The sequence below is a fragment of the Streptomyces echinoruber genome, from assembly GCF_014651135.1.
Classification (GTDB): Bacteria; Actinomycetota; Actinomycetes; order Streptomycetales; family Streptomycetaceae; genus Streptomyces; species Streptomyces echinoruber.
This window is the reverse complement of sequence record NZ_BMWH01000043.1, coordinates 1-20,201: the sequence shown is the minus strand read 5'-3', so window position 1 is coordinate 20,201 and position 20,201 is coordinate 1. Positions and strand designations below refer to the sequence as shown.

Here is a 20,201-nt window from a genome sequence, read left to right as displayed (position 1 = left end):
CGGGGCGGCGTCCGACGGGCGTCAGGAGTGCGACAACTGCCCGGCCCTGCCCCGCCGGCGTATCCGCTCCTGCGCCCGCGCCTCGGCCCGTGCCCGCCGACGGGCGCGGCGCCGCTCGCGCCGCAGGGCCCGCGCGGCGCTGCTGGGCTCGGTCACCACGCCGTGACGCTGGCTCCACACCTGGCGGGTCACCCAGACGTCCAGCACGGCCCAGGTGGCCACCACGGTGCTGACGACGCTGCTGAGCACCATCGGGAACGCCAGCCAGGAGCCCGCCATGGTGCACAGGAACGCCACCGTCGCCTGAATCAGCGTCACGGCGATGATCAGCACGGCCCGCACGGCCGCCGTGCGCACCGGATCCGGCAGCGGATGCCGGCGCGCCGGCTCCTCCACCCACAACGGCCTGATCCGCGCCTGCTCCTCGGCGGCCGCCGGCCGGCCGCCCGCATCGACTCCGGCGTGCGCCGCGTCCCCGTACTCCGCGTGTGCGTACTCCGAGTTCGCGTACTCCGCGGGTGCGTGCTCCGCGTGCTCCGCGACCGCGGCGCCCCGCTCCGCCGTCCCACGCGTCACCCGTTCCCCGCCGGGTGCCTCGCGCCGCTCCGCCGTGCCCATCGCCATGTCACTCCCCACCACCACAGGACCACTCACCGGGCCTTCGAGAACCCCGACTCCCCTTGGGTGCCCGGCTCGTGCCGCCGTACGCGGCCCAGTTGCCCGACGCGGCTCCTGTGGCCCATTTCGCCTTCATCTCCCGTAGAGATGGACGAACGGCGCACGCCGAAGATTCCCAAAAAAGATCCAAAAGATCCCGGGCCGGGAAAAGAATCGGCCAACCACCCGTGTCCGCCGCTCCCGTGTGGCCCCTCGGCCGCCCGCCGGCCCGGGAGGTTGATGCCCCGTCATACCCGGCGGCCCGGCATCTCCCGCCTCCCGCGCGGAAGTTCAGCTTCCGGACAGGTCTTCGAGTTATCCGGGCGTCAGTAGTAGGCTCGCGCCGTTTGCTGACGCACGTGTGCCCCCTGCCGCGGGGGCGAGCTGGGGGAGGCCATGCGCTTTCGCGGGAAGTCCATCCGCCGGAAGATCGTGGCGCTGCTCCTCGTGCCGCTGGTGTCCCTGACCGTCATCTGGGCCTTCGCCGCGGTCCTCACCGGCCAGGAGGTCACCCGGCTGTTCGCGGTGACGTCGGTCGTCGAACAGCTCGGCTACCCCGCCGAGGACGCGGTCCGCGCCCTGCAGCAGGAGCGCCGCCAGAGCCTGGTCTACCTCGCCGATCCGCGCTCCTCCGACGCCTGGACCGCGCTGCGCCGCACCCGGACGGTCACGGACCGGGCGATGGCCGAGATCCGCGGGAACGCGAGGAAGCCGGACGTGCGCGACGCGCTGGACGAGGACGACGCCAGGCACCTCACCACGCTCCTGGACGCCTTCGAGGGCATCGACACCCTGCGCGGCAGCGTCCAGGACGGCACCGTCACCCGCGCCCAGGCCCTCGACCTGTACGACCGCCTGGTCGACCCCTGCTACACCCTGCTGGCCGCCCTCGACGGCGTGGACAGCGTGGAGATGGACAAGGAGGCCCGGGCCCTGGTCAACGTCAACCGGGCCCGCGAGTTCCTCTCCCGTGAGGACGCCCTGCTCGGCTCCGCCCTGGTGGTCGGCACCCTCACTCGCGACGAGGTCCGCGACGTCTCCGACCTGATCGCCCAGCGCACCCTCCTGTACGACATCGCCCTGCCCCTGCTGCCGGCGTCGGAGCGCGAACGCTACGAGAGCTTCTGGAAGAACGCCACCACGGCCCCTCTGCGCGCGGCCGAGCGCGCGGTCCTCGCCACCTCCTCCGGCACCCCCCGCGAGGTCACCGCACGCAGCTGGGACAAGGCCGCCGCCCACACCCTCGACGAACTGCGCGCCCTCGACGACCAGGCCGGCGACCGCTACCAGGACCGCGTCCACCCCGTGGCCGTGACCGTCATCGCCAAGGCGGCCGTGGCCGGCGTCATCGGGCTCGCCGCCGTGGTGCTGTCCCTGCTGGTGTCCGTCCGCATCGGCCGCGGCCTCGTCCGCGACCTCAGGCAGCTGCGCCGGGAGGCGCACGAGGCGTCCGGCGTGCGCCTGCCCGCCGTCATGCGCCGCCTTTCCGCCGGCGAACAGGTCGACGTGGAGACCGAGGTGCCGCGCCTGGAGTACGACCGCAACGAGATCGGCGAGGTCGGCCAGGCCCTCAACACCCTCCAGCGCGCCGCCGTCGAGGCCGCCGTCAAACAGGCCGAGCTGCGCGCCGGCGTCTCCGAGGTGTTCGTCAACCTCGCCCGCCGCAGCCAGGTCCTGCTGCACAAGCAGCTCACCCTCCTCGACGCCATGGAGCGCCGCACCGAGGACCCCGAGGAACTGGCCGACCTCTTCCGCCTGGACCACCTCACCACCCGCATGCGCCGGCACGCCGAGGGCCTGGTGATCCTCTCCGGCGCGGCCCCCTCCCGGCAGTGGCGCAGGCCGGTGCAGCTCATGGACGTCGTGCGCGCCGCCGTGGCCGAGGTCGAGGACTACGAGCGCATCGAGGTGCGCCGCCTGCCCCGGATCGCGGTCACCGGCCCGGCCGTCGCCGACCTCACCCACCTGCTGGCCGAACTGCTCGAGAACGCCACGGTGTTCTCGCCGCCGCACACCGCCGTGCAGGTCCTCGGCGAACGCGTCGCCAACGGCTTCACCCTGGAGATCCACGACCGCGGCCTCGGCATGGCGGCCGAGGCGCTGCTGGACGCCAACCTGCGCCTGGCCGAGACCCCCGAGTTCCAGCTGTCCGACACCGACCGGCTCGGCCTGTTCGTGGTCAGCCGGCTCGCCCAGCGGCAGAACGTCCGCGTCTCCCTGCAGCCCTCCCCGTACGGCGGCACCACCGCCGTCGTCTTCGTCCCCGACGCGCTGCTGACGGACGACGTGCCCGACACCAACGGCCTCGGCTTCCGGCTCGACCGGGACCGTCCCGCGCGGGAGTCCGGACGGCGCGGCAGCCGCCGGAACGCACTGTCCCGGGTCCCCGCCCCTCCCCCCGGGCTGCCCGCCCTGCTGGACGGGCCGGTCGAACTGGAGGCGCCGGTCGACCTGGACGCCCTGGAGGACTTCTCGGACGTCCTCGACGACGAGGACGGCGACGGGGGCGGCCTGTTCGGCCCGCGCCGCTTCCTGGCCGGCCCGGACGCCGGCGCGCCGCGCCGCCGCGGAGAGGAGCCTCCCGCGGCGTCCGGCGGCGACGGGGGCGACGGGGGCGACGGGGGCGACGGCGACGACAGGGGCGACGGTTCCGGCGCACCGGTCCCGCTGCCGCGGCGGCGCACGCCGAAGCTGGTCAGCTCGCACGGACGCCCGGTCACCGGCTCCCGCTCCCGGCGCGACACCGCGCAGGGGCACCCCGTGAAGGCGGCGGGCGACCCGCAGCCGGACGGCTCCCGGCCGCTGCCGGTCCGGCGCCGCGGCGAGACCCCGCCGGCCCGGACCTCGGCCGACCCCGCCGACCGCCGCGGGCAGAGCGGTGAGCCGCCGGCCACCGAGCCCGCCACCGGACCCGCCGGCCGCCGCGGCCGGCCCGCCGAACCCCCGGCCGCGCCGGACCGCGGCGAGCCCGCCGAGCGCGCCGCCGGTTCCGCCTCCGGTCGCACCGAGCCCGCCGCGGACCTCCCCCGGCGCCCCCGCCGCGCCGCGGACCTCCCGAACGCCCCGCACGGCACCGGAGATCCGCAGCGCACCGAAGACCCGCAGCGCACCGATGACTCCCGCACCGACGGCCGGAGCGCACCGGGGACGCCGGCGCGGGTCGGGTCCGGCACCGGCGGGCTGCCGCGCCGGGTACGGCAGGCCAGCCTCGCCCCGCAGCTCCGGCAGAGTCCGCGCCGGCCCGTCGAGGACCGGCCGGCCGCCGCCGACCGCGACGCCGACGAGGTACGCAACCGGATGGCCTCGCTCCAGCGCGGCTGGCGGCGCGGCCGCGAGGAGAACGCCTCGGGCGACGACGCCCACCGCACCACCGCCGAACGAACCACTAAGGGGGACGGTCGATGACCGCACCGAAGACGACCGGCCGGGCCGCGGCCACCAACGGCGAGCTCAACTGGCTCCTCGACGACCTCGTGGGCCGGGTCGCCAGCATCCGCAAGGCCATCGTGCTCTCCAGTGACGGCCTGCCCACCGGGGCGTCCCAGGACCTGACCCGGGAGGACAGCGAGCACCTGGCCGCCGTGGCCTCCGGGTTCCACAGCCTCGCCAAGGGCGTGGGCCGGCACTTCGAGGCGGGCAGCGTCCGGCAGACGGTCGTCGAACTCGACGACGCCATCCTGTTCGTCACGGCCGCCGGCGACGGCAGCTGTCTCGCCGTCCTCGCGGACGCCGACGCGGACCTGGGACAGGTCGCCTACGAGATGACCCTCCTGGTCAAGCGTGTCGGCGTGCACCTGGGCACCGCTCCGCGCACCGACCTGCCCGCAGGCGGGTAGTGACAGGGTATGAGCGGAGACGGGCAGCCGAGAGACCACTGGTTCGACGACGAGGCCGGGCCGGTGGTCCGGCCGTACGCCATGACGCGCGGCCGCACCAGCCACGCGGCCCAGCACCGCCTCGATGTGATCGCGGTGGTCCTCACCGAACCGCACGTGGCGGACCCGGAGGCCGACCAGACGCTGTCGCCGGAACACGTGCGGATCGTCGAACTGTGCCGCGACACCCCCCGGTCGGTCGCGGAACTCGCCGCCGAACTCGACCTTCCGCTCGGGGTCGTCCGGGTGCTCGTCGGGGATCTCGTGGACGGGGAACTGGTCCATGTGACCCGCCCGGTGCCGCCGGCCGAGCTGCCGGACGAAAGTATCCTGCGCGACGTGATCAACGGCCTGAGGGCGCTGTGAGCACGGCGGGCGACCCCCGGAGCCCCGGCTCCACCGACTCATCGATCTCATCGATCTCATCGATCTCATCGATCAGGAGAACTCACCGATGATCCTCGGGCGTTCCGAGCGCGGCAGGCCGCCGGCCGAGCCGGTCACGCTCAAGATCCTGGTGGCCGGCGGCTTCGGCGTGGGCAAGACGACCTTCGTCGGTGCGGTCAGCGAGATCAGGCCGCTGCGCACGGAGGAGCTGCTCACCGAGGCGGGACGCCCGGTGGACGACCTGCGCGGCGTGGAGGGCAAGCGGACCACCACCGTGGCGATGGACTTCGGGCGCATCACGCTGCGCGAGGACCTGGTGCTGTACTTGTTCGGAACGCCCGGGCAGGAGCGGTTCTGGTTCATGTGGGACGAACTCGCCGAGGGCGCGCTGGGCGCGGTCGTCCTCGTCGACACCCGCCGCCTGGAGGACTGCTTCGCCGCCGTCGACTACTTCGAGCGGCGCGACATCCCCTTCCTCGTCGGCGTCAACTGCTTCGACGGCGCCGCCCGGTACCCGGTGGAGGACATCCGCCGGGCCCTCGATCTCGACGACCACGTCCCCCTCCTGCTGTGCGACGCGCGGGACCGGGAGTCGGTCAAGGAGGTCCTCGTCGGGGTCGTCGAACACGCGATGACCCGCGCCGCTCGCCGCCCGGCCCGCCCGGCCGTCACCACCTGACCCCCGCGCACTGCGGGCACTTGGACACCGCGCGCACTGTGGGCACGTGGACACCGCGGGCACCCGGGCACGCGCGCGGCAGGCGGAGGGCCGCGCGCGCATGCCCGGGTGCCCGGCCGCCGACGGGCGTCCGCCGGACCCGGCGCCCCGGCGCCTAGCCTTCCGCGTCCTCCACCCAGCCGAAGCTGCGCTCCACGGCCTTCTTCCAGTTGTGGTACTCCCGGTCGCGCACCGCGTCCTCCATGGCCGGGGTCCACTCCACGTCCTTCTGCCAGTGCGCCTCGAGCTCGTCCAGGCCGTTCCACACCCCGGTGGCGAGCCCGGCCGCGTACGCCGCGCCCAGGCAGGTCGTCTCGGAGACCTTCGGCCGGATCACCGGCACGCCGAGCACGTCCGACTGGTGCTGCATGAGCAGGTTGTTCTTGGTCATGCCGCCGTCCACCTTCAGGGCGGTGATGTGCACCCCGGAGTCCTGGTACATGGCGTCGACGACCTCACGCGTCTGCCAGCTGGTCGCCTCCAGCACCGCCCGCGCGAGGTGCGCCTTGGTGACGTAGCGGGTCAGGCCCGTGACCACGCCGCGCGCGTCGGAGCGCCAGTAGGGCGCGAACAGGCCGGAGAACGCCGGCACGATGTACGCGCCGCCGTTGTCCTCGACGCTCGCCGCCAGCGGCTCGATCTCGTCCGCGGTGCGGATGATGCCGAGCTGGTCGCGGAACCACTGCACCAGGGCGCCCGTGATGGCGATGGACCCCTCCAGGCAGTACACCGGGGCCTCGTCGCCGATCTTGTAGCCCATCGTCGTCAGCAGGCCGCTCTTCGACGGCACCGGCCGGTTGCCGGTGTTGAGCAGCAGGAAACTGCCCGTGCCGTAGGTGTTCTTCGCGGTGCCCGCCTCGTAGCAGGCCTGCCCGAACACCGCCGCGTGCTGGTCGCCCAGGGCGGAGGCCACCGGTACGCCGGCGAGTTGGCCGACCGCGGTGCCGTACACCTCGGCGGAGGATCTGATCTCGGGCAGGATCGCCTCGGGGACGTTCATCGCGGAGAGGATCGAGGAGTCCCACTCCAGGGTGTGCAGGTTCATCAGCATGGTCCGGCCCGCGTTGGTCACGTCGGTGACGTGCCGCCCGCCGTCGGTGCCGCCGGTGAGGTTCCAGATCAGCCAGGAGTCGATCGTGCCGAAGGCGATCTCGCCGCGTTCGGCGCGGGCCCGCAACCCGGGCACGTTGTCCAGCAGCCAGGCCGCCTTGGGCCCGGAGAAGTAACTGGCCAGCGGCAGCCCGGTCGGCTCGCGGAACCGGTCCTGCCCGTCGCTGCCGCCCAGTTCCCGGCACAGGGAGGCGGTGCGGGTGTCCTGCCAGACGATGGCGTTGTGCACCGGCTTGCCCGTGGCCCGGTCCCAGAGCACCGTCGTCTCACGCTGGTTGGTGATGCCCAGCGCGCTGAGCTGGCCGGCGCGCAGACCGGCCTTGGCGAGCGCGCCCGCCACCACGGCCTGCACCCGGGACCAGATCTCGGTGGCGTCGTGCTCCACCCAGCCGGGCTTGGGGAAGATCTGGCGGTGCTCGCGCTGGTCGACGGCGACGATCGCGCCGTTGTGGTCGAAGATGATGCAGCGGCTCGACGTGGTGCCCTGGTCGATCGCGGCGACGTACTTCTCGGCGGTGTCCGTCATGGCTCCCCCTTGGTCGCTGGGGACGGGTCGCTGGGGACAGAAGACTGCGGGGACGGGTGACTGCGGGGACGGATGACTGAGGGAACGGATGACTGCGGTCGCAAGGCCGCCTGGTGACGCCGGCCGCCGGGCCGGTGCGTCCTCGGTGTGCTGTGGGTGGTCCACCCGCCCGGCCGGTGGGCCGTCGGTGCGCCGGCTCCACGAGCGTTGTGCCGCCGTGCCGTTGTGCGGTCGTGTCGTTGTGCCGCTGTATGCCGCTGTATGCCGCTGTATGCCGCTGTGCGTGTCGCGCGGACCGGGCCGCGCGACGGTGGACGGGGTGTCCATGGGGCCGCCGCGGACGTCTTCCGTCCGTTCGTCAGCCCGAAGGCCAGGATAGGCAGTCCCGGCCCGGCCGTCGCGGCGATCTTCGCGCCCCGGCCCGTGACCGGACCCCGGATCCGCGGTGCGGCGGGGAACGCCGGCCGCGCGCGCCCCTGCGGCGCAGAGCGTTGCCGTTGCCCATGGCGGCTCCCGGGCCCGCGCCGGGGCGCACCCCGGTCTCCCTGCAGGACTGCGTGTCTCCTGGCGACGCCGGCCGAGGGCGGCATCCTTCCGCGCCCGGCCCGGCGCCCGTGACGGGCGTGCCGGCGCGGCCGGCCCCGACGGCGGGCCGCACCTCGCGCCGACCCGGCCGGGTCCTCGCCCGGTTACGCCCGGAATATACGACGATGCCGACTGTCACCGGCAGTCTTCCCCGGCACCCGGGGGGCGTCAAGGCCGCCGACGGCAACGGCGCCGCCCGGCGGGGCGGGGCGCCGCCGGAAGAACAGCGCAGAACACCGCCCGGAAGAACAGCGCAGAACACCGCCTGCATGAACACCGCCCGGAAAACCGCCCGTCCCGGCGGCCGGCGCCACCCGGCGGCCGCACGCCCCACCGCATCCGGCGTACCGCATCCGGCGTACCGTCACGGCGGCGCCCCCCCACCGGCCGTCAGCCCGCCCGCACCGTCGTGGCCCTCGAGCCGCCGCGCCGGATCTCGTGCCCGGGCAGCCCCGCGTGCCCGAGCACCCAACTGCCCCCGCGCAGCGCCTTCGCCGCCTTCTTCAGCGGCGCCAGGCACGCGGCGGCCTGCCGGTGGTCGGCCACGCTGCCCGGGGCGCACACGACGGTGGCCAGCGACAGCGTGACCGGCAGCCCGCCCGCCGACCAGGGCGCGTCGAGGACGCGTGCCGCGAGCGGTTCGAGACTTCCGGGCTCGGCGAGCACGAGGAAGTCGTCGCCGCCGATGTGCCCCACCCGCGTCGCCCCGTGCGCCGCCTGCTGCAGCGCGCGCCCCACGGCCCGGATCAGCTCGTCGCCCGCGGCGAACCCGGCACCGTCGTTGACCTGCTTGAAGTGGTCGATGTCCAGCCAGCTCAGCGCGAAGAGCCGCCCGGCGGCGATCCGCCGGTCCACCTCGCCGGTGATCGCGTCGGAGCCGGGCAGCCGGGTCAGGGGGTTCAGCCCCGCCGCTTCCTCGACCCGCGTCTCGGCCAGGGCCCGTACGAGGTCGGCGAGCCGGACCACGCCCACGCACCGCCCGTGGTGGTCCACCACCGCCACGTCGTCGGACGTGCGGTCCCGGTCGCCGACCGCCACCACGTCCAGCACCTGCCAGGCGGTGGCGTCGACGTCCACCGTGCGCGGCGGATCGCCCAGCCTGGCCGCGGGGCGGTCGGCGTAGAGCGCGTGGCCGTACCGCCCGGACAGCGACAGCAGGAACCGCGAGCGGTGCACCGACCGCACCGGTACCCCGGCCCCGTCCACCAGCAGCACTCCGGACACGTCCGGTGACGAGGTCAGCAGGGCCCGCACCTGCGCGGCGGACGCGGTCATGGGAAGCACCGCCGCCGGCCGCAGGAACTCGCGCACCGACGGCCCCGACCGGGGCGGCGGCACGACGCCGGGGGTGCGGGGCGGCACGTAGACGTCCACCACCGGCAGCCGGGACGGCGGCGCGAACAGTTCGCCCTGCGCCAGTTGCGCCCCGGCCGACACCGCGGCCGCGCACTGCCGTTCGGTTTCCACCCCCTCCACGGCCAGCAGCGCGCCCAGCTGCTCGCACAGCGTCCGCATCGCCCGCACGGCCGCCGGACGGCTCAGCAGCGACGCGTCCAGCTTCACCACGTCCGGCGCGAGGTCCGTCAGCAGCCGCAGCGGAGCGTCCCCGTCCCCGACGCCGTCCGCGCTGATGCGGAAGCCCTGCCCGCGCAGCACGGCCACCGCGTCCAGCAGCGCCCGCTGCGGGACATGCGTGAACGGCGGCCCGATGTCGACGGTGACCTCCCACGGCAGCCGCCCGGCCGCCCGCACGGCGTCGTGCAGCGGGGCCAGGCCGCCGAGGTCGGCGAGCGTGCCGGCGAAGACATTGACGTGCAGCGGCAGCAGCGTCTCCCGGCGGGCCGCCGCCCGCAGGGCGAGGGCGGCGAGCCGGCCGTCCAGTTCCGGATCGCGGCGGGCCTCGCCCAGGACGTCGCCGGTCTCCGGCCGGGCGAGTATCTCGAGCGCCGCGACCCCGAAGGTCGTCAGGTTGACCACGGGCTGGAACACGAAACGCAGACTTTCCGTCCAGGAGCGCACGGGAGCATGATGGCGCCGCGGCGGCCCACCCAGGCGCAGTTCATGAGGCGTTCACACAGAGTTCCTCGTTGATCACTCTGTGTGCGAAATGCCGGACCGCGCCCCCGCGTCCGCGGACGTCCGCGCGGCGCCGCCGGACCAGGGCCGTCTTTCCCGGCGGCCGCACTCCTGCTACATGCAGGAGACATGACACGACTCGCCACCGCACCGCGCGGCCTCGCCACCGCACCGCGCGGCCTCGCCACCGCACCGCGCGGCCTCGCCCCCGCACCGCGCGGCCTCGCCCCCGCACTGCGTGGCCTGGCCACCGCGCTCGCCGCGCTGCTGACCACGGTCCTCGCCCCCGCCCCCGCCACCGCACAGGCGACGACCGGAACCGGGGCGCCGGCCGACTTCGTCGCCCTGAGCACCGTGGACCCGACGATCATCCAGGAGATCCGCTACCACACCCCGCACAACTTCGTCGGCAGACCCGTAGACGGCTACGAACAGCCCCTGTGCATCCTCACCCGGCCCGCCGCGCGGGCCCTGCACCGGGCGCAGACGAAACTGTTGCGCCGCGGCTACAGCCTCAAGGTGTACGACTGCTACCGGCCGCAGCGCGCCGTGAACCACTTCGTCCGCTGGGCGCAGGACCTCGACGACCAGGCCATGAAGGGGGAGTTCTACCCGGACGTCGACAAGAGCCGGCTCTTCGCGGACGGCTACATCGCGGAGAAGTCCGGCCACAGCCGCGGCTCCACGGTCGACCTCACCCTCGTGCGGCTCCCGGCCCTCCCCACCCGGCCGTACGTCCCCGGCGAACCCCTCGTCCCCTGCTACGCCCCCAAGGACCGCCGCTTCCCCGACAACTCCGTCGACATGGGCACCGGTTTCGACTGCTTCGACCCCCTCGCCCACACCCTCGACCCGCGCATCCACGGCCGGCAGCGCGCCAACCGGCTGCTGCTGAAGAACACCCTGGAAAGCCTCGGCTTCGTCAACCTGGCCGAGGAGTGGTGGCACTACACGTACCGGCCCGAGCCCTACCCGGACACCTACTTCGACTTCCCCGTCTCCTGGAAGTCCCTCACCAAGTCCCTCACCAAGTCCCCCACCAAGTCCCTCACCACCGGGCGCTGAGCCGGACGGCCGCCCGCCGAAGACGCCCCGCCGGTGATCGGCTACAGTCCGCCGCGTGTCCGAAAACCACCACACCAACGCCGGCGCCATACCGGGCTCCCACTGCTCGAGTTGCGGCGCTCCCTACGGGCAGGGCGTCTCCGGCTGGCCCCGCACCTGCCCGGCCTGCGGCACCGTCGCCTACCGCAACCCGCTGCCGGTGGCGGTCGCCCTCCAGCCCGTGTACGACACGACGGGCACCGGCCTGGTCGTCGTCACGCGCGCCGTCGCCCCCGCGCGCGGGGGCGTCGCCCTGCCGGGCGGGTACGTCGACGACCGCGAGGACTGGCGGCGGGCCGTCGTCCGTGAACTCAAGGAGGAGACCGGCATCGACGCCGCCGCCCGCGACGTGCGGCTCGTCGACGCGATGAGCTCGCCCGACGGGCACCTGCTGCTCTTCGGGCTGCTCCCCGAGCGCCCGGCCGAGGGCCTCCCGCCGTTCGCCGCCACGAACGAGACGGAGGGCCGGCACCTGCTGCGCAGGCCCGAGGAGCTCGCCTTCCCGCTGCACACTCTCGCCGCGCGGGCCTGGTTCGAGGGACGCTACGTCTGAGGCCGGCCGCCGCTCAGCCCTCGGCGAGGCCCCTGACGCGCACGGGGCGGTCCGGCTCGGCGGAACCGTCCTCCCGCTCCCGCTCGACGACGACCCGCCGGCCCTGCCGGCGGGTGACGTAGCGTTCGATCCGCGGCTCGTCCCGGCCCTCGCCCGCCTCCCGTACGACCAGCCCGCGCCCGCCGCGCCCCGGGGCCGGCGCCCACACCTCCAGCTCCAGTCCCCCGTCCTGCCCGCGCACCGGAATCACGGCTCCCGCGCGTGCGAGCACCGGAATCCGCGACAGCGGCGCCTCCAGCAGGACCCGCCCCGGGCCCTCGTAGGCCCGTTCCGACACCGTGTCGTACCAGCGGCCGCGCGGCAGCCGCACCGCGCGCCGCTCCACCGCCGGGTGCAGCACCGGCGCCACCAGCAGGCGGTCGCCGAGCAGGAAAGCGTCCTCGCAGTCCCGCAGGGCACGGTCCTCCGGCGCGCCCCACCACAACGGCCGCACGTACGGCGCCCCCGTGCGCCGCGCCAGGTGCGCCAGCGTCACGAAGTACGGCAGCAGCCGCCGGCGCCCGGCGAGCACCCCGCGCACCTGCTCCAGCACCTGCGGACCGCACTCCCAGGGCTCCCGGCCGCCCGCCCCGGGACCGGCGTGCGTCCGGAACAGCGGCAGGTGGGCGGCCAGTTGGAGCCGGCGCAGGTACAGCTCCGGCGACTCGCCGCCGTCGCAGCCGCCCGCGTCCGGCCCCGAGTACGGCACTCCGCACAGCCCCAGCCCCAGCACCAGCGACAGGCCGGCCCGCAGGCCGGGCCAGCCGGCGGCCGTCTCCCCGCACCAGGCGCCGCCGTAGCGCTGCATCCCGGCCCAGCCCGAGCGCGAGCAGAGGAACGGCCGCTCCTGCGGCGCCGGCTCCCGCGGCTCCTCGTGGGCCGCAAGCTCCTCGTGGGCCGCGCGGGCCATGCACAGGCCGTAGACGTTGTGCGCCTCGCGGTGGTCCCCGCCCCGCCCCTCCAGGGCGTGCCGGGCCGAACGCGGCAGGGTGGCCTCCCCGAACGCGGCCAAGGACGTCGGCTCGTCCCCGCCGTGCCAGAAACCCGCGAATCCCTGCGCGAGACGCTCCTCGTACAGCCGCCCCCACCACGCGCGCACCCGCGGGTGCGTGAAGTCCGGGAAGACCGCCTCCCCGAACCGCGCCACGCCGCGCACCACCCGCCCCGACGCGTCCCGCACGAAGGCGTCCCCGGCCAGGCCGCCGTCGTACACGGCGTCGCCCGGCGCGGCCCGCACCGCCGGTTCCACGGCCGACACCAGCCGGATCCCGTCCCGGCGCAGCTCCTCGGCCAGCACCAAAAGCTTCGGGAAGCGCTCCTGGTCGACCGTGAACCCCTGCCGCCCGTCGCGGTGGCCGGTGCCCAGGTGCACCGCGTCGAGCGGAAGATCGTGCTCCTGGTGGTCGGCGACGAGCCGCCGCACCTCCTGCTCGTCGCCGAGGTCCCGCCGCGCGTGCTGGTGGCCCAGCGCCCACGCCGGCGGCACCACCGCCGGCCCGGTCAGCGCCGCCCAGGTGCGCAGCACACGCGCGGGGCTGCCCACGATCACCCAGCACCGCAGCGGCCCGCCGTCCATCCGCAGCTCGCACGTCCCGGCCCGGTCGTGCCCCGAACCGGCCCCCTCCTCGCCCTCCCGCAGCGTGACCGTGCCGTCCCAGGTGTTGTCGTGGAACACCAGGTGCGTACCGGCGTCCGCCACCACCAGCTGCACCGGCATGGTGACGGACAGCGGATCGTCACCGGGCCCGAAGGGCCGGCCGGGGTCGGTGTTCCACAGCCGATACGTGCCGTCGCGCAGCCGCGGCCCCGACGCGCGCCCGCCCAGCCCGAAGAACCGCGCGTCCGGCGCCACCTCCGCCCGCTGCATCCACCGCGCCGGGCCGCCGCCCACCGGTTCCCACCAGCGGGGCGGCAGGTCACGGCGCAGTGTCACCCCGCCGCGCGTGCGGACCTCGATCGCGCCGTGCCGCGAGACGCCCACCGTGACCCGCTCGGCGACCACCCGCCAGCCGCCGTCCTTGTCCGGCTCCAGCACCGCCCGGGGGTCCGGCTCGGGGCACCGGTCCCCGAGCGCGTACGACGGCTGCGCGCCGGCCCCGTCCCAGCCCCAGAAGACGGCCCCGTTCGCGACGACGGTGATCCGCAGCTCCGACCGGGCGAACCGCAGCACACCGCCCCCCGGCTCCGGCTCCGCCCCCCGCACGGGGCCCGGCGTCCGCGCCCGCTCCGTCCCCCGCGCCGGCAGCCCCGCGGCGTCCGCCCGCCTGCGGCGCCACGCCGCCCGCACGGTGAGCAACCCCTGCGCCGCCCCCGCCGCACCGAACGCCCTCACCGAACGCACCAGGTCACGACCGTCCATGCTGCTCAGCCTGCCATTGCCGAGCCGGTGCGGACGCACCGTTCAACTGCCGTTACCCGTGCCGCGACCACATCTTCACTTGGCGGACTATGTGAGGCGAGCCCTGGTATTGAAGTCGATCACATGGCATCGTCCCTGTCAGCCGCGTCACGCGCACACCCCCTGCCCGTGCGCGGAGGACGCACACGACGCGTACAGCCCGGGAGCCGCTCATGTCGACCGCGAACCCCCAGCCGCTCTGGCAGCCCGACCCCCAGCAGATCGCCCAGGCCCGGATCACCAGGTTCCACACCTGGGCCGCCGAGCACCACGGAGCTCCGGCCGAGGGCGGCTACGCGGCCCTGCACCGCTGGTCCGTCGACCACCTCGACACCTTCTGGAAGGCCGTGGCGCAGTGGTTCGACGTCCGGTTCTCCGCGCCGTACACGAGCGTGCTGGCCGACCGCTCCATGCCCGGCGCCCGGTGGTTTCCCGGAGCGAAGCTCAACTACGCCGAGCACGCCCTGCGCGCGGCCGCCTCCCGCGCCGACGAACCCGCCCTCCTGTACGTCGACGAGACCCACGACCCCCGCCCGGTCACCTGGGCCGAGCTGCGCCGCCAGGTCGGCTCCCTCGCCGCCGCCCTGCGCGACCTGGGCGTCCGCCCCGGCGACCGCGTCAGCGGCTACCTGCCCAACATCCCGCAGGCCGTCGTCGCCCTCCTGGCCACCGCGGCCGTGGGCGGCGTGTGGACCTCCTGCGCCCCCGACTTCGGCGCCCGCAGCGTCCTGGACCGCTTCCAGCAGGTCGAACCCGTGGTCCTGTTCGCCGTCGACGGCTACCGCTACGGCGGCAAGGAGCACGACCGCCGCGCCGTCGTCGCCGAACTCCGCCGCGACCTGCCCACCCTGCGGGCGGTCGTCCACATCCCCCTGCTGGGGACCGAAGCACCCGAGGGCGCCCTGGAATGGCCGGACCTCACGTCCGGCGACACCGACCCCGTCTTCGAACAGGTGCCCTTCGACCACCCCCTGTGGGTGCTGTACTCCTCCGGCACCACCGGCCTGCCCAAGGCCCTCGTCCAGTCCCAGGGCGGCATCCTCGTCGAACACCTCAAGCAGCTCGGCCTGCACTGCGACCTGGGCCCCGAGGACCGGTTCTTCTGGTACACCTCGACCGGCTGGATGATGTGGAACTTCCTCGTCTCCGGCCTCCTGGCCGGCACCACGGTCGTCCTCTACGACGGCAGCCCCGGCTTCCCCGACACCGGCGCCCAGTGGCGCGTCGCCGAACGCACGGGCACCACCTTCTTCGGCACCTCGGCCGCCTACGTCATGGCCTGCCGCAAGGCGGGCGTCCACCCCGCCCGCGACCACGACCTCTCCCGTGTGAAGTGCGTCGCCACCACCGGCTCCCCCCTCCCGCCCGACGGCTTCCGCTGGCTGCACGACGAGGTCCGCGACGACCTGTGGATCGCCTCCGTCAGCGGCGGCACGGACGTGTGCTCCTGCTTCGCGGGAGCCGTCCCCACCCTCCCCGTCCACGTCGGCGAACTCCAGGCCCCCTGCCTCGGCACCGACCTGCAGGCCTGGGACCCCGACGGCAGACCGCTGGTCGACGAGGTCGGCGAACTCGTCGTCACCACCCCGATGCCGTCCATGCCGATCCGGTTCTGGAACGACCCCGACGGCAGCCGCTACCGCGACAGCTACTTCGCTATGTACCCCGGCGTCTGGCGCCACGGCGACTGGGTCACCGTCACCTCCCGCGGCTCCGTCGTCATCCACGGCCGCTCCGACTCCACCCTCAACCGCCAGGGCGTCCGGATGGGCTCCGCCGACATCTACGAAGTCGTCGAACGCCTCCCCGAGATCAAGGAGTCCCTCGTCCTCGGCATCGAACAGCCCGACGGCGGCTACTGGATGCCCCTGTTCGTCCAACTGGCCCCTGGCGCCCGCCTCGACGACGCCCTCGTCCAGCGCGTCAAGCAGGCCATCCGCGAGCAGCTCTCCCCGCGCCACGTCCCCGACGAGATCATCGAGGCCCCCGGCGTGCCCCACACCCTCACCGGGAAACGCATCGAGGTCCCGGTCAAGCGCCTGCTGCAGGGCACCCCGCTGGACAAGGCGGTCAACCCGGGCTCCGTCGACGACCTCGACGTGCTCCGCTTCTACGAGGAACTGGCCCGCAAACGCGCCTGAGCCCGCCAGCCGTCCCCGGCCGTCCCCGGTCCTCCTCGCTCGGCGCGGACGACCGGGGACGGCCACCACCCTCTCCGTCCCCCGTTGTCAGTGCCGTCGGTTACTTTGAGTGACGACCGCTCGACCGCACGCACCCAGGGGGGAACCATGGCGTTCACCGATCACCGGACCATGCGCCGCGTCCTGCGCCGGGAGATCGCCGGCATCATCGGCCTGCTCACCGACGAACACGACTTCCGCGCCATGCGGCGCTACCGCACCTTCTCCTTCGACAACCACCGCACCTACCTCCAGCAGACCGAGACCGTCCTCAAAACCCGCGCTGCCCAGGGCACCCACACCACCCTGGCCCTCTTCGACCCGCAGGAGTACGCCGACTTCTGCGCCGAGACCGGCCTCGCCCCCGACGACCCCGCCAGCCGCACCCGCTTCACCGCCGAACTCGCCATCACGGGCGCCACCGTGCCCTACGACGGCCGCCCGCTCACCGAACTGCTCCCCGCCCTCGTCGACGAAGCCGTCCGCCAGGCGACGTGGGAGTACGCCTCGACCCTCCTGGCCCGCCTCGGCCCCTGCCCGTCCTGCGGCGAGGACATCGGCCGCGCCGCGTTCTCCCGCGCCACGGCCCTCCTCACTCGCATCCTGGAGACCGCCCCGCCCGGCAACCGGCACCTGGTCTGCAGCGTCGCGAGCACCCCCGAGACCCTCGACGCCGTCCTCCACGCCGACCAGGACGCCGACGGCACCACCCGACTCGACGAGGCGGAAGCCCTCGAGTTCACCACGGTCCTGGCCCTCGGCCTCGCCACCGGCAACCCCGGGGGTCTCGTCATGCGCACCACCGCCCCGGACACCCCCGACCGCGTCTACGGCTGGCGGCTGCGCGGCGACACCCTGCGCCCCCTGACCGCCGGTGAGGTCTTCGACGCCTACTGCACCGACGCCGAGTCCGGCGACCTCATCTCCCCGGAGTCCGGCGTCGACTACTGCGAACCCCCCGATCTCGGAGAGGAGGGACTCCACCGGCACCGGCACTGAATCCGGCACCCGAGCGGCACCGAAGCCGGCACCGCGAGGCGTGAAAAGGGCACCCACCCGAAGGTGAGCGCCCCTCACGTCCACCGGGCGCGCCGCCGCGTCCGGATCACTCCCCGGACAGCACCGCCTGCGCCGCCTGCCGCGCCTCCTCGGCGCTGTCGGCCGCCCGGGCGGCCGCCGCGGCCCGCTCGCACTGCGCCAGCGTGTACTTGGCCAGCGCCGCCCGCACATAGGGAATCGACGCCGCACCCATGGAGAGGGAGGTGACCCCCAGACCGGTCAGCACACACGCGAGCAGCGGATCCGACGCCGCCTCACCGCAGACACCGCAGCTCTTGCCCTCGGCCTTCGCCGCCTCCGCGGCCATCGCCACCAGGTCGAGCAGCGCCGGCTGCCACGGATCCTGCAGCCGCGACACGGCACCCACCTGCCGGTCGGCCGCGAACGTGTACTGCGCGAGGTCATTGGTCCCCAGGGACAGGAACTCGACCTCCTGCAGGATCGCACGCGCCCGCAGCGCGGCCGACGGGATCTCGACCATGGCACCGAACTTGGCCCGCAGACCGGCCTCCCGGCACGCGTCCGCGAACGCCTTCGCGTCCGCGCGGTCCGCGACCATCGGCGCCATGACCTCGAGGTAGACCGGCAATCCCTCGGCGGCCTTCGCCAGCGCCGTCAACTGGGTGCGCAGCACCTCGGGATGGTCGAGCAGGGTCCGCAGACCCCGCACGCCCAGCGCCGGGTTCGGCTCGTCGGCAGGCGTCAGGAAGTCCAGCGGCTTGTCCGCGCCCGCGTCCAGCACCCGCACCACGACCCGGCTCTCGGGGAACGCCTCCAGAACCTGCCGGTACGCCGCGACCTGCTTCTCCTCCGACGGCGCGTTCTTGTTGTCGTCCAGGAACAGAAACTCGGTACGGAACAGGCCGACGCCCTCGGCGCCCGCCTCCACCGCGGCCGCCACGTCCGCCGGGCCGCCGATGTTGGCGAGCAGCGGCACCTTGTGGCCGTCGGAGGTGGCCCCCGGCCCGGTCGAAGCGGACAGCGCGGCCTTCCGCTCCGCGGCCAGCGCCTCCAGTTGCGCCTTCTTCTCCTCGCCGGGCTCCACGACGATCTCACCGGTGCTGCCGTCCACCGCGATCACCGTGCCCTCGGCCAGCTCGGTCGCGCCCGGCAGCGCCACCACGGCCGGCACGCCCAGCGCCCGCGCCAGGATCGCGCTGTGGCTCGTCGGCCCGCCCTCCTCGGTCACGAACCCGAGCACCAGCGACGGGTCCAGCAGAGCCGTGTCGGCAGGCGCCAGGTCCCGCGCGACGAGGACGTACGGCTCGTCACTGTCCGGGACACCCGGCATCGGCACCCCGAGCAAACGAGCGACGATACGGTTCCGCACGTCGTCGAGGTCCGCCACCCGGCCGGCCAGGTACTCACCCGCGCCGGCCAGCAGGGCCCGGTACGCGGCGAACGCGTCGTACACCGCACGCTCGGCCGTGCTGCCGACCGTGATGCGCCGCTCCACGTCCGCTATCAGCTCCGGGTCCTGGGCCATCATGGCCTGGGCCTCCAGCACGGCCTGCGCCTCACCGCCCGCCAGATTGCCGCGCGCCACCAGATCGGCGGCCACCGCCTCGACGGCCTGGCGGGCGCGCCCCTGCTCACGCTCCGCCTCCTCCGCCGGGATCTGCTTGACCGGCGGCTCCAGCACCGCCGTCCCCATGTGCCGGACCTGCCCGATCGCGACACCGTGGCTGACGCCGACGCCCCGCAGCGTTGTCTCCATCTCACCCGTCTCCGATAAAGCGGCGGATCCGGTCCACCGCGCTGCTTGTCTCTACCTCGCCGTCTCCGGCGGAAATCGTTGTCACTCCCAGACGAAGAGGCTGTCGCCGGCCTTCACGTCACCGTCCTCGCGAAGCTCGGAGAGCGAGTCGGCCGTGGCCTCCAGCGCCACGACCGGGCAGACCGGAGACTTGCCCGCCGCCTCCACGGCCGCGGGGTTCCAGCGCACCACGGCCTGGCCGCGCGTGACGGTGTCCCCCTTGTTGACGAGCAGCTCGAAACCCTCGCCGTTCAACTGCACGGTGTCGATGCCGAGGTGCGTGAGCACGCCATGACCCTGCGCGTCGACCACGACGAAAGCGTGCGGGTGGAGGGAGACGATGACGCCGTCCACGGGGGCGACGGCCTCGGACGGCTCACGTACGGGGTCGATGGCCGTGCCCGGGCCGACCATGGCCCCGGAGAACACGGGATCCGGCACGGCGGCCAGCCCGATGGCGCGCCCTGCAAGGGGGGACGTCACGGTGGTCATGGGAAGCCTCCCAGGGGTGGAGATCCAAAAAGAGCCGTCCCTGCCTGTCCCGGACGGCGACTGGTCAGCAGGGTATGGCATGGGTGATCCCGCTTACGTGCGAGAGCTCCCGGTTGGCGGCCCTGGCGTACCACCGAAGCGGTTTGCACCCGCTCCCACGTCCCGTGTACAGTTGTACTCCTGCCGGGGGTGAGTGACGCGCTGTGCGCGCCGACCCGGCGGTATCCAACTCGTCAGATCCTATCTCGGGATCCTTCCTGCGTGCCTGCGGGAGGGTGGTCAGAGAGACGGAAAAACCCTGATAGAGTGGGAAACACCGAAGGGAAGCGCCCGGAGGAAAGCCCGGGACCGAGGGGTCCGGGGTGAGTACGAAGGAAGCGGTTGTTCCTTGAGAACTCAACAGCGTGCCAAAAGTCAACGCCAGATATGTTGATGCCCCGTCCGCCGGACCGGTCTTGTGCCGGGTCTGGTGGCGAGGTTCCTTTGAAACACACACAGCGAGGACGCTGGGAGCCGGGGGGACGATTCCTCCCTCCTGGTTCCGCTCTCGTGGTGGTTGCCCCGGAGTACCGGGGAAGGCATTCACGGAGAGTTTGATCCTGGCTCAGGACGAACGCTGACGGCGTGCTTAACACATGCAAGTCGAACGATGAACCACTTCGGTGGGGATTAGTGGCGAACGGGTG

General features: G+C 73.9%; 14 protein-coding genes and 1 rRNA gene. 9 read left to right on the top strand and 6 right to left on the bottom strand.

Annotated elements, in window-relative coordinates; genetic code table 11:
* Positions 1 to 21: 21 nt before the first annotated feature.
* On the bottom strand, positions 22 to 618 hold the full coding sequence (locus IE225_RS30885; protein ID WP_373303292.1) for a hypothetical protein: 597 nt from the start codon (positions 616 to 618) through the stop codon (positions 22 to 24).
* A gap of 435 nt (positions 619 to 1,053) precedes the next feature.
* On the opposite strand from IE225_RS30885, the gene IE225_RS30880 reads away from it, so the two are divergent.
* From IE225_RS30880 to IE225_RS30865, 4 genes are all read left to right on the top strand, one after another.
* Positions 1,054 to 4,062, top strand: a complete 3,009-nt coding sequence (locus tag IE225_RS30880; RefSeq protein WP_190060964.1) for a sensor histidine kinase — start codon at positions 1,054 to 1,056, stop codon at positions 4,060 to 4,062.
* Complete coding sequence (locus IE225_RS30875) at positions 4,059 to 4,493, top strand: roadblock/LC7 domain-containing protein (protein WP_190060963.1); 435 nt, start codon at positions 4,059 to 4,061, stop codon at positions 4,491 to 4,493. Before IE225_RS30880 ends, IE225_RS30875 begins: the two co-directional genes overlap by 4 nt.
* A 9-nt stretch (positions 4,494 to 4,502) precedes the next feature.
* Positions 4,503 to 4,898 carry a DUF742 domain-containing protein gene (locus IE225_RS30870; protein ID WP_190060962.1) on the top strand — a complete coding sequence of 132 codons (396 nt, stop codon included), beginning with the start codon at positions 4,503 to 4,505 and terminating at the stop codon, positions 4,896 to 4,898.
* A gap of 88 nt (positions 4,899 to 4,986) precedes the next feature.
* The gene (locus IE225_RS30865; RefSeq protein ID WP_190060961.1) at positions 4,987 to 5,598 is read left to right on the top strand and encodes a GTP-binding protein; all 612 of its coding nucleotides are present in this window, start codon (positions 4,987 to 4,989) and stop codon (positions 5,596 to 5,598) included.
* A 154-nt stretch (positions 5,599 to 5,752) separates the two neighbouring features.
* Here IE225_RS30865 and glpK read toward each other — a convergent pair whose 3' ends face one another.
* Positions 5,753 to 7,273, bottom strand: a complete 1,521-nt coding sequence (glpK, locus tag IE225_RS30860; protein WP_190060960.1) for a glycerol kinase GlpK — start codon at positions 7,271 to 7,273, stop codon at positions 5,753 to 5,755.
* Between the two features lie 975 nt (positions 7,274 to 8,248).
* Positions 8,249 to 9,877: a GGDEF domain-containing protein gene (locus IE225_RS30855; protein ID WP_190060959.1), complete on the bottom strand. Its 1,629-nt coding sequence runs from the start codon at positions 9,875 to 9,877 to the stop codon at positions 8,249 to 8,251.
* A gap of 186 nt (positions 9,878 to 10,063) precedes the next feature.
* Between IE225_RS30855 and IE225_RS30850 the strand changes: the two genes are divergently transcribed.
* Positions 10,064 to 10,999, top strand: coding sequence for a M15 family metallopeptidase (locus IE225_RS30850; protein ID WP_190060958.1), 936 nt, complete (start codon positions 10,064 to 10,066; stop codon positions 10,997 to 10,999).
* A gap of 55 nt (positions 11,000 to 11,054) precedes the next feature.
* The gene (locus IE225_RS30845) at positions 11,055 to 11,591 is read left to right on the top strand and encodes an NUDIX domain-containing protein (protein ID WP_190060957.1); all 537 of its coding nucleotides are present in this window, start codon (positions 11,055 to 11,057) and stop codon (positions 11,589 to 11,591) included.
* 13 nt (positions 11,592 to 11,604) lie between these two features.
* Here the strand turns inward: IE225_RS30845 and IE225_RS30840 are convergent, their stop codons facing one another.
* Positions 11,605 to 13,989, bottom strand: a complete 2,385-nt coding sequence (locus tag IE225_RS30840; protein WP_190060956.1) for a glycoside hydrolase family 31 protein — start codon at positions 13,987 to 13,989, stop codon at positions 11,605 to 11,607.
* A gap of 212 nt (positions 13,990 to 14,201) precedes the next feature.
* On the opposite strand from IE225_RS30840, the gene IE225_RS30835 reads away from it, so the two are divergent.
* On the top strand, positions 14,202 to 16,169 hold the full coding sequence (locus IE225_RS30835) for an acetoacetate--CoA ligase (protein ID WP_190060955.1): 1,968 nt from the start codon (positions 14,202 to 14,204) through the stop codon (positions 16,167 to 16,169).
* Positions 16,170 to 16,316: 147 nt separating this feature from the next.
* Positions 16,317 to 17,207, top strand: a complete 891-nt coding sequence (locus tag IE225_RS30830; RefSeq protein ID WP_190060954.1) for a DUF8829 domain-containing protein — start codon at positions 16,317 to 16,319, stop codon at positions 17,205 to 17,207.
* Between the two features lie 106 nt (positions 17,208 to 17,313).
* On the opposite strand, the gene ptsP is transcribed toward IE225_RS30830, so the two are convergent.
* A complete protein-coding gene (gene ptsP / locus IE225_RS30825; protein ID WP_190060953.1) occupies positions 17,314 to 18,984 on the bottom strand; it encodes a phosphoenolpyruvate--protein phosphotransferase in 1,671 nt (556 codons plus the stop codon).
* An 81-nt stretch (positions 18,985 to 19,065) separates the two neighbouring features.
* Positions 19,066 to 19,515, bottom strand: coding sequence for a PTS sugar transporter subunit IIA (locus IE225_RS30820; protein ID WP_190060952.1), 450 nt, complete (start codon positions 19,513 to 19,515; stop codon positions 19,066 to 19,068).
* A 581-nt stretch (positions 19,516 to 20,096) separates the two neighbouring features.
* Between IE225_RS30820 and IE225_RS30815 the strand changes: the two genes are divergently transcribed.
* A 16S ribosomal RNA gene (locus IE225_RS30815) occupies positions 20,097 to 20,201 on the top strand; the annotation flags it as partial.